Source organism: Paenibacillus sp. oral taxon 786 str. D14 (assembly GCF_000159955.1).
Classification (GTDB): Bacteria; Bacillota; Bacilli; order Paenibacillales; family Paenibacillaceae; genus Fontibacillus; species Fontibacillus phoenicis.
Genome location: NZ_GG695970.1, coordinates 523,569 through 533,409 on the forward strand (window position 1 = coordinate 523,569; position 9,841 = coordinate 533,409).

The window sequence follows — 9,841 nt, forward strand, 5'->3', positions numbered from 1 at the left end:
ATATTTAGAGAGAGCTGGAATAAAATAGGAATTAGGACATCCTTGCGTTTCATTAGGTGCAATTCCGAGATCGCTTAACGAAAGACAGGTTTTCTACTTTCGCTTTGAGGAGGAATGATGATGAAGCTTCATAAGGTTTGTCTAGTTTTGCTGTGTTTATTCATAGCCACCTCGTTTGGGGCCATCGCACCGGCCGCTCCCGTTGCTGCCGCTGGCGAACTGAAACCGTTCCCGCAGCAGGTCAGCTATCCGGGAGTAATCAAGCCAAGCCATGTCACCCAAGCGGCGATGAATCAGGCCGTAGCGGCATATTACGATTATTGGAAAGCGACCTACCTTAGGAATAATTTGACCTCGTTGCCGGGCGGTTATTATGTGAAGGGAAATATCACGGGGGATCCCGACGGATTTACCGCGCTGGGTTCTTCCGAAGGCCAAGGCTACGGCATGATCATCACGGTGCTGATGGCCGGATATGATCCGAACGCCAAGACGATCTATGACGGGTTGTTCAAAACGGCACGCGCGTATAAGAGCAGCGGCAACCCGAATTTGATGGGCTGGGTTGTGGCGGACAGCAAAGCAGCTCAGGGGCACTTTGGCTCGGCAACCGACGGTGATTTGGATATCGCATATTCGTTGATTTTAGCTCATAACCAGTGGGGTTCGGGCGGGGAAATCAATTACCTGCAGGAAGCGAAAAAAATGATTACCGACGGCATCAAAGCCAGCTACGTTACGACTGGCTATCGGCTCAATCTGGGCGATTGGGACGGTAAAGATGCGCTGAATACACGCCCTTCGGACTGGATGCTCAGCCATTTGCGCGCTTTTTGCGAGGTCACGGGGGATGAGACTTGGATTCATGTCATTGATAATCTGTACGATGTGTATCAACAGTTTACCACAATGTATTCACCAAATACCGGACTGATCTCCGACTTCGTGGTGGGCAACCCGCCAAGACCTGCGCCAGAGTGGTATCTGGAAGAGTTCAAAGAGACAAATCAATATTACTATAATGCAAGCCGCGTGCCGCTGCGTATTGTGATGGATTATGCGTTATACGGCGATACAAGAGCGAAAGCGCTGGCCGATCAAATGGTGAACTGGATGAAGAACAAAACCGGCGGTTCACCCGCGAATATCAAAAACGGCTACAAGCTGGACGGTACGGCGATCGGAAATTATGCCACCGCGGTATTTGTCGCCCCATTCATCTCGGCGGGGACAGCAAATTCCAGTAATCAAGCATGGGTGAATGCGGGCTGGGACTGGATGAAGAATAAGAAAGAGGACTACTTCAGCGACAGCTACAATTTGCTGAACTTGCTGTTCCTATCGGGGAATTGGTGGAAGCCCGGCGGTGCAACCGTACCGGAAGCGCCTAATCTAGCTCTGAATAAAACAGCGGTATCCAGCACGATTGAAGGCGTTGGGTTTGAACCGGACAAAGCTGTGGATGGCAACCAGATGACGCGATGGGCCAGCCGCGAAGGTACCGACCCGGAATGGATTTACGTTGATCTGGGTTCCGTACATCAAATCACCGGCGTCAAGCTGCGGTGGGAGGCCGCATACGCCAAGCGCTACAAGATCGAGATCTCCACGGACAACGGGTCGCCAGAGCATTGGCAAGAGGTGTATTCGAACTCAAGCGGCGATGGTGGACTCGACGAAATCCCGCTCTCACCGCAGCCAGCGAGATATGTCCGCATGTATGGTATCGAGCGGGGGACGCCTTACGGGTATTCACTTTACGAGTTTGAAGTCACGGGTCAATGAGATGAAGAAGGGGACCGGAAATGCCGAAGTGATTCGGCGCCTCCGATCCCTTTTTTAGTTGCAGGTTAGATCATCAAGATTTCGCGAATTTCTTGCTCGGTAAGCGCAGATATGGCTTCTTGTCCGGGCTTAAGCACCTCTTCGACGAGATGTTTTTTCTTCTGCTGCAGCTCGTACATTTTGTCTTCCACAGTGCCTTGTGCAACCATGCGAATGACATGAACGATATTCTTCTGCCCGATTCGATAAGCCCGGTCCGCCGCCTGCTGCTCGACCGCGGGATTCCACCATAAATCATAGAGAATGACAGTATCTGCCCCCGTTAGGTTCAGGCCAGTGCCTCCGGCCTTCAGCGAGATGAGGAACAAATCGCGTTCCCCGTCGTTAAAGCGGGAGCACAGCTCTACCCGTTCGGCGGCCGGCGTTTTCCCGTCGAGATAAAAGAAAGGCAGCCCCCGGTAGCCCAGCTCCCGGCCAATCAATCCGAGCATCTCCGTAAATTGGGAGAAGATCAGCACGCGTTTGCCGGCACTTTGGCATTCCTCGATCATTTCCATCAGCTGGTCAAATTTGGCCGAACCGCCGTCATAGCCGTCAACGAACAAGGCCGGATGGCAGCAAAGCTGGCGCAGCCGGGTTAACCCGGCCAGTATGCGGATGCGGTTCTGCCCGAAGGTATCCGCATCCAAATGCTTGAGCGTTTCCTGCTGCAGCTTGGCCAGGTAGGCAAGGTACAGCTTCTTCTGTTCCGGAAGCAGCTCCGAGGGTTGCAGGGACTCGATTTTTTCCGGAAGCTCCTTCAACACGTCGGTTTTCAGCCGGCGCAGGACGAAAGGGCGGATGCGTTTGGCCACCGTCTCCCGGGATAGATCGTTAAACGCCTGGCGGCTAGGGAATAACTCCGGGAATACGGCGCTGAAGATCGACCATAACTCTTCCAGCGAGTTCTCCACCGGGGTGCCAGTTAAGGCGAAACGGTACTTGGCTTGCAGGATTTTCACGGCTTGGGCCGTTTGGCTGGCGTGATTTTTGAAGCTTTGAGCCTCGTCCAAAATGAGTGTATGGAACGACAGTTCAGCGAACTGCTCAATATCGCGGCGCAGCAGTGGATAGGAGGTGATGACCACGTCCGCTTGCGACGCCTCGCGCAGCGTCCGTACCCGTTCGGCTTTACTTCCATCCGCAATGACGGCTTTGAGATTAGGTGCGAATTTCGTCAGTTCGTTACGCCAGTTGTACACCAGGGAAGCGGGGCAGACGATCAGCGCAGGCTGTCCAGACTCGGCAATCTCCGGCAGCACCGATATGAGAAAAGCGATGCTTTGCAGCGTCTTTCCAAGCCCCATATCATCGGCAAGAATGCCGCCGAAGCGATAGTAGGCCAGCGTCTTGAGCCACTGATAACCGTAAACCTGGTAGTCGCGAAGCACGTCGGATAGCTGCGGCGGTACCGGAAAGTCCAGATTGCCGGGATGCTGCAGGTTATGCAGCAGCTCGCGGTACGCCTTGCCCAGCTTCACCGGACCTTGTCCACGGTCTTCCTGGATATGCAATCCGCGAATGACCGGCAAACGGAATTCCGGTCCACGGATATCGCTTTGGCGCAAGCCAAATTCGTTCAGGAAGTTGACGATTTCCTGGAACTCCTCGCTTTCGAGCGGCATCAACGCTCCGTTTGGCAGCCGGAAGTACTTGCGTTTCTCCTCCAACGCTTGAAGCAAGCCGCGGATTTCCGATTCGCCGATCCCGTTCATGCTGAAGCGAAACTCCAGCCAATCTGTACGCTCGTCCAGCTCCACGGAAATTTTCGGCGGCCTAAGGTCGGTGATCAGCCGGGTTTTGACCGCTGAGGTGGCATAGATGTCCACGAGCTTCTCAAGCTCTGGGACGACATGATACAGGAATTCGTATTCTGCCTCTTCGTCATCGAGGAAATAAGCGCTTTCTGTCCGGATCATGTAGCCGGATTCCATCAGATTCAAAATCTGCCGCTCCTTCTCGGTATCGCGCAGCAATATCAAATCAGTTCCCCGCTTGGGTCCATGTTCATCCAAGGGGTTAAATATGATATCTCCGTATTGGAATTCCAAGCCCGCCAGAAGCCGGTCCTTGACCCGATCGAGGTACAGCCGGGCTTTCAGTTGGGTCCGTACCATGCGGCTAGCGACCTTCTCCTCGACATGGATGGTTCCGAACTTCGTCAACCCGGGCAGTACCCGCTCAACGAAGGGCTCGATCTGTTCAGGAGAGATCAGGATATGCTGCTTCCGCGCGGTGATCATCATATGTTTTAATTCAGCGAGCCGGCGAGTTTGCGCGGGGGAGAGACGGATCAGCTTACCTTCCGACAAAATGATGCCATAGGCGTCCATCACAAGAACGTCATCCAGGCCCTGGGCGGAAAACTGATAGCTCTCGTCCCCGGCTTGACCGAGATTGAAGCTTAACGGCAGCGGCCCGTCCGTCACTTCAAGCCCTGGCCAAATGCGGCTATCCTGCTCCAGTTGCACGAGCGGCGCTTGGGAGAGCAGCGGCAGCAGCCCATCCCAAAAGACGGGCGGCACCGGCAACAGCCGATCGGAAATTCCGTTTGATTTCAATGAGTATCCTCCCAGGCTCTCGTGAAACATCTGCTCATTGCGCCGGATCTCCGCCAGCTTCTGTAAGATCGCTTCATCCTCCGACCGAAAGGAGTAACGTTCCGGGTCATAGCTGAAATGTTTGGTGAAGCTGTACGGCTCGCCGCGTGAGATTTTATCGAGAAAATCCCGAATGTTCTTGACGATATACAGGCGCTTCTCGCCAATCTTCAGCTCCAGTCCGAACAGGTACTTGCGATAGCCGTACAGCACCGGATGGAGCGTAAATTCCACCTCCAGCGGCATCCGTTGATCGAACCTCAGTCCGGTTCGCAGCGGCGGCGGGGTGTTCTCTTCAAACAAGCGCATCATATCGCGTGCGATCCAGATATCGCGGGAAGGGATGTCTCCAGATTGTGATTGTCTACGCTGGACCAGGCTATAGGATCCATTGCGATCGTCGTCCACCGAATTTAGAATGTCATCCTGCTGCCGCAACAGAGACGGAAACGGACGAACCGGCGCCTTACCGCCCTGCAGCATATCATGAACACCCAGCAAGACGGCGGCGATATGCTTGCAATAGTTGTTATAGGAGTAGAAGGCAGGACAGTTGCATTCCGCATGCACGTCGCCGTGTTCATCGATCTGCAGCGACACATGATAGTGGCCGGTCCCGGACACTGCGGCTTCATAGACACGGGAGCCGTGGTCCATCCGGAGAAAAGCCACTTTCCCGGTCCGGTAATACGCTTCTCCACGCTCGTAAGCGATTCGGCCGCATAACAATTTAATGACGCGCTCCGTTAACTGAAAACTCATGCATGGATTCCTTTCTCGTATAAATTCCGTTCGTCAGGTGTTCGCCTTTTGTTCTCCCCCTATGATAACAGAAAATCGACCATTGAAAAACGAGCGTTGATATCAGCCTGCTGTGAGGATAATATCACTGCGGTTGCTATATTCTTGGGACGTCCCTTAAGATAAGATGATGATGGTATAGAAAATGGAGGGAGCTTAGGTATGGATACCTTTGCCTGTATTTATATTCTTCGCGGGGACCCGTTTCGTCCTGGAACTTGCATCTACCTGGATCAAGAGACGACGGAAATCGGGCGGACGTCTTCCGAGAGTTTTCCGGATATGGCCTTTACGAACATCTTTATATCCCGCAAGCATTTAATGATTCGGAAAGAAGGGGACCGTGCGGTCGCCTACGATCTGGGGAGCCGTCATGGCACGGAACTGAACGGGGTGCGGATGATCCCGCATGCCCCTTATGTACTTGAAACGAACGATATCCTGAAGCTGGCGCGGGGCACCAGCGTACTGCATTTCTCTTATTCGCCCGGAGAACAAACGCTGGAGTTTGAGCCCGTAAATGACTCGACGCACCCAGAGGAGACTGAAGGACCGGTTACGATTCATTGGGAGAAACGGGAATGCATTGTGAACGGCGTCAAAATTTCGATGTCGGAAAAGGAATATTTGCTGCTGCAGCTGCTCCATGAGCACGCGAACCGTCTGGTGACGATCCGTGAGATTAAGCAGACGGTGTGGTACGACCGCAATCCCGGCCCCGACGGGCTACCGGATGTGACGATCGATGAATTAACGACGTTAATTTATCGGATTCGCAAAAAGTATGGACGCGACACATTCCAGATCAATGCGATCCGGGGAAGCGGATATATTTTAGAGAAAGAATAGGAACAGGATGGGGAAGGATCGGGGGGACCGGCTTGCGCAAGATCAGGAAGATTTTTAGAAGCAGAACGTTTTGGATATTGCTTGTCCTTATTGCCTTTATTTACTTGAACAATACGCCGCATTTGACCGCAGCTCATGGCGGGGAACCTAAGCTGCTGGCGCACCGCGGGCTAGCGCAAACGTTCCCGATGGAGGGGATCGAGAACGACACGTGCACGGCCGAACGGATCTATGAACCGGAGCACGAGTTTCTGGAGAACACCTTGCCATCCATGGAAGCGGCGTTTGCAGCGGGCGCGGATATGGTGGAACTGGATCTGAAGCCAACCAAGGACGGGCAGTTTGCCGTGTTCCATGATTGGACGTTGGATTGCCGTACCAATGCGGAGGGCACAACGAAAGATTATACGATGGCGGAGCTTAAAATGTTGGATATCGGATACGGATATACCGCCGATCAAGGCAAAACGTATCCGTTTCGCGGCAAAGGGGTTGGGCTGATGCCGTCGTTGCCTGAGGTGGTGGAGCATTTTCCCGGCAAGGCGCTGCTATTGCACATCAAAAGTGACGACCCCGAGGAAGGGAAGCAGCTCGCGGCCTACCTTTCTACGTTAAAGAAGGAGGAGCGGGACTTGTTAACCGTTTATGGCGGCGATCAGCCCATAGCGGTCTTAAAGGAACTGCTGCCGGATATGCGGGTCATGTCCAAGGCAACGTTAAAGCAATGTCTGCTCTCGTATGAAGCTTCCGGCTGGACAGGATACATCCCCGATGTTTGCCGGAACACCGAGCTGCACATCCCTGAGAAAATCGCGCCTTGGCTGTGGGGCTGGCCGGATAAATTCCTGAGTCGTATGGAACGAGCGAATACCCGCGTCGTTATCGTTGGCGGGGACGGCAGCGACTTCTCCAGCGGCTTCGATACATTAGAAGACGTGAAGCGCCTGCCGGCAGGATACAGCGGCTGGATCTGGACGAACCGAATCGACCGAACCGCCAAGGCGGTACAAACTGGGATTGACGATTGAGAACGATTATCAATATACTGATAGCAGGATATTGATAAAGGAAGATGAAGGATAATGAATCTAGATCCCCAAGAAATGAAGCTGCGGAAGCTGGATCAAGTATGGATCCGGCTTCGTTCCGTTGAGGCGGTATCGGGAACAGGAGACAAGACCATGCGCCAGCAGCTGGCATTGTCCTTCGCGTTAATCGTGGCGGCCTGCGGGGATGGCCGGTTGATGGTCGATCAAGAGACAGTCGAGCTGGAGAACGGCAGCGCGTACGTTTGCGTGCCCGGCCAAACCTTTGGCACCGTCGATCTAAGCGAGGATGGCGAGTTAATCGCGTTCTATTTCGACGCCTATGCCGACTCGAATTCTGTAGGTGAAGAAGCTGGAGGCAAAGAAGATGGCCAGCTGGATGCCTTGCTGCCGTATCATGGAAAATTACGGGTCCATACGCCCGGCAAATTGGCCGTTATGGCCGAGAGCGCTTGCCGTGCCTGGCAGCACGGGGAGCCCATGGGGCATTTCCGCAGTCAGATTGACCTGCAGGAGATGCTTTATTATTTGTACCGGAACAGTCGCACCAAGCCTTATCATGCAGGCGAAGCGTTGGAGGCGGCGAAGCGGTACATCGATCAGCACTACAACGAGCCGGTTACGATTGAGCAGCTGGCCCGGGTGGCGGAGTTGAGCCCGAAGTATTTTGCCGAAATGTACAAGAAGAAATACGGGAAGAGCCCCATCGAATATGTCACCGAGAAAAGAATGCAGCGAGCCAAACAGCTGATGGCCACCGCTTCTGCAAAGCTGCGCGAGATTGCCCATCAAACCGGGTATGCGGACGAGTTCTACTTCAGCCGCAAGTTTAAGCAGGAGATCGGCGTATCGCCGTCCGTTTATATGAGGAGCCGACGCCGCAAGCTGGCGGCTTACAGTCCCTCGGTACTTGGTTTTCTTACTCCGCTGGGATTCATGCCGTATGCCGCAGCGATGCATCCTAAATGGACAGAGTATTATTACCGTGAATTCCGCAGCGACATACCGCTGCACATCAGCGCATACCGCTACAACGAAGATTGGCGCGAGAACCTAGAACGGCTGCGGCAGGCTCCGATCGATTTGATCCTGGCAGTGGACTCGATCTCGGAGGAGGAGCAGCGGGCGTTAGAACAAATGGCCCCGGTTCAGATCCTAGCCGCTTCGCAGACGGAATGGCGCGAGCTATTGATGCAGGTGGCGGAGGAGATAAATGAGTCCTGGCAAGCCAATCAATGGCTCAGAGCGTACGAATTTCGGCTGGAGCAGGTCAAGGAGCGGCTGCCTCAATCACTGCGCCAAGAAACGCTGGTCATTGTTCGTATGAAAGAGGATCGGTTATTTCTCCACTGTAATCGCGGCATGGCCGGCCTTCTGTTTGATGACCTGGGACTGGCCCCCGGTTATGTGTGCGACACGCCTTGTTACAACTGTCCGATCACTCTGGAGGAGCTGGGCCGCATCGATCCCGGTTATCTCCTGATGATGATTCGGCAGGACAGTGAAACGCTTGAGGCGTGGGGGAGGCTGCAAGTGAATCCGAGCTGGCAAGCGATCCGGGCCGTTCAACGGCGGCGGGTCAAGCTGTTGTCGTCTGATCCTTGGCTTGAGTATTCCGCCCACGCGCATCTTCGGATGCTGGATCAGTTCACCGAGCTGTTTCCGGAAGAAAATCCATAATTGTTCGGAATTTTGTCCATGGCCTATTTTAGGCCTCTTTTTTATACTCGATAATGATAATCATTATCAACATAGATTTGTCGAATAGACGAAAGGGGTAAAGAGAAATGAAAAAACGGATTTGGGCAACAGGCGCCGTCCTTTTGCTGACATTGGCCTTAACGGCTTGTGGTGGAGAAAAAGAAGGGAGCTCGGCCAACGGTACGAGTGAAGCCAATCCAACGACCGCGACGGAAGCGAACGCTGCCGCCGGATCCAATGCCGGCGGGACGGACCAAGCTGCACAAGGAACGCGGACGATTCAATATTTGGGCAAGAGTTATGAGGTTCCTGCGAACGTTGAGCGGATCGTGATCACCGGCGCGATGGAAGCGATGGAGGACGCATTGGTGCTGGATGTACATCCGGTTGGTGCGATCACCTACAGCGGCGCGTTCCCGGAACGGTTTGCTGCGATTACAGACGGGGCGGAGTCCATCGGGGAGAAAACGCAGCCGAACTTTGAAACGATTTTGCAGCTGAAGCCGGATCTGATTCTCGGTTCGACGAAATTCCCGGAGGATGTTCAGGAGCAGCTGGTCAAAATCGCTCCGACGATCTTAGTCTCCCATCAGGCTGTGGATTGGGAAGATAATTTGCGTCTGCTGGCAGAAGTGACGGGGAAACAGGAAGCTGCCGAACAAGCGATCCAGCAATATAAGAGCGATCTCGAAGGGGCAAAAGCCACGCTAACAGAAAAACTTGTCGATCAAACCGTGATGGCAATTCGTATCCGGACAGGGAAGCTGTTCATTTATCCGGAAAGCGTATTTTTCAATCCGATCCTCTACGGAGATCTAGGTCTGAAAGTACCAGCCGAGGTGAGTGCGGCGAAAGCCCAGGAGGAAATCACGATCGAACAGCTGGCGACGATCAATCCGGACCAATTGTTTATTCAATTTGCTGCAGACGAGAACAAGGAAACGGCAACCGCATTGGATGAGTTCCTGAACAACCCGATCGTTAAAAACGTTGCCGCGGTGAAAAACGATAAGGTATACG

6 protein-coding genes and 1 pseudogene are annotated in these 9,841 nt (G+C 53.6%); 6 read left to right on the top strand and 1 reads right to left on the bottom strand.

Going from position 1 to position 9,841, the window contains the following annotated elements; genetic code table 11:
- Positions 1-114: 114 nt before the first annotated feature.
- Positions 115-1,362 (top strand): annotated as a pseudogene (locus POTG_RS02485) (glycosyl hydrolase family 8); the annotation flags it as partial.
- A 36-nt stretch (positions 1,363-1,398) separates the two neighbouring features.
- On the top strand, positions 1,399-1,785 hold the full coding sequence (locus tag POTG_RS24575; RefSeq protein ID WP_397376579.1) for a discoidin domain-containing protein: 387 nt from the start codon (positions 1,399-1,401) through the stop codon (positions 1,783-1,785).
- Between the two features lie 65 nt (positions 1,786-1,850).
- On the opposite strand, the gene POTG_RS02490 is transcribed toward POTG_RS24575, so the two are convergent.
- On the bottom strand, positions 1,851-5,186 hold the full coding sequence (locus tag POTG_RS02490) for a DEAD/DEAH box helicase (protein ID WP_009223216.1): 3,336 nt from the start codon (positions 5,184-5,186) through the stop codon (positions 1,851-1,853).
- A gap of 201 nt (positions 5,187-5,387) precedes the next feature.
- Here POTG_RS02490 and POTG_RS02495 point away from each other — a divergent pair, with 201 nt between their 5' ends.
- The 4 genes from POTG_RS02495 to POTG_RS02510 form a co-directional block, all read left to right on the top strand.
- Positions 5,388-6,074, top strand: a complete 687-nt coding sequence (locus POTG_RS02495) for an FHA domain-containing protein (protein WP_009223217.1) — start codon at positions 5,388-5,390, stop codon at positions 6,072-6,074.
- Positions 6,075-6,106: 32 nt separating this feature from the next.
- Positions 6,107-7,102 (top strand): glycerophosphodiester phosphodiesterase family protein, encoded by a 996-nt coding sequence (locus POTG_RS02500; RefSeq protein WP_009223218.1) that lies wholly within the window; start codon positions 6,107-6,109, stop codon positions 7,100-7,102.
- 54 nt (positions 7,103-7,156) lie between these two features.
- The gene (locus tag POTG_RS02505; protein ID WP_009223219.1) at positions 7,157-8,800 is read left to right on the top strand and encodes a helix-turn-helix domain-containing protein; all 1,644 of its coding nucleotides are present in this window, start codon (positions 7,157-7,159) and stop codon (positions 8,798-8,800) included.
- Positions 8,801-8,907: 107 nt separating this feature from the next.
- Positions 8,908-9,841: ABC transporter substrate-binding protein (locus tag POTG_RS02510; RefSeq protein ID WP_009223220.1), on the top strand; the 934-nt coding region annotated here is incomplete at its 3' end.

Bases quoted from the DNA above. Each gene is read 5' to 3' on its own strand.
- POTG_RS02495 (WP_009223217.1), top strand. From the start codon at position 5,388: ATGGATACCTTTGCCTGTATTTATATTCTTCGCGGGGACCCGTTTCGT.
- POTG_RS02490 (WP_009223216.1), bottom strand. From the start codon at position 5,186: ATGAGTTTTCAGTTAACGGAGCGCGTCATTAAATTGTTATGCGGCCGA.
- POTG_RS02505 (WP_009223219.1), top strand. From the start codon at position 7,157: ATGAATCTAGATCCCCAAGAAATGAAGCTGCGGAAGCTGGATCAAGTA.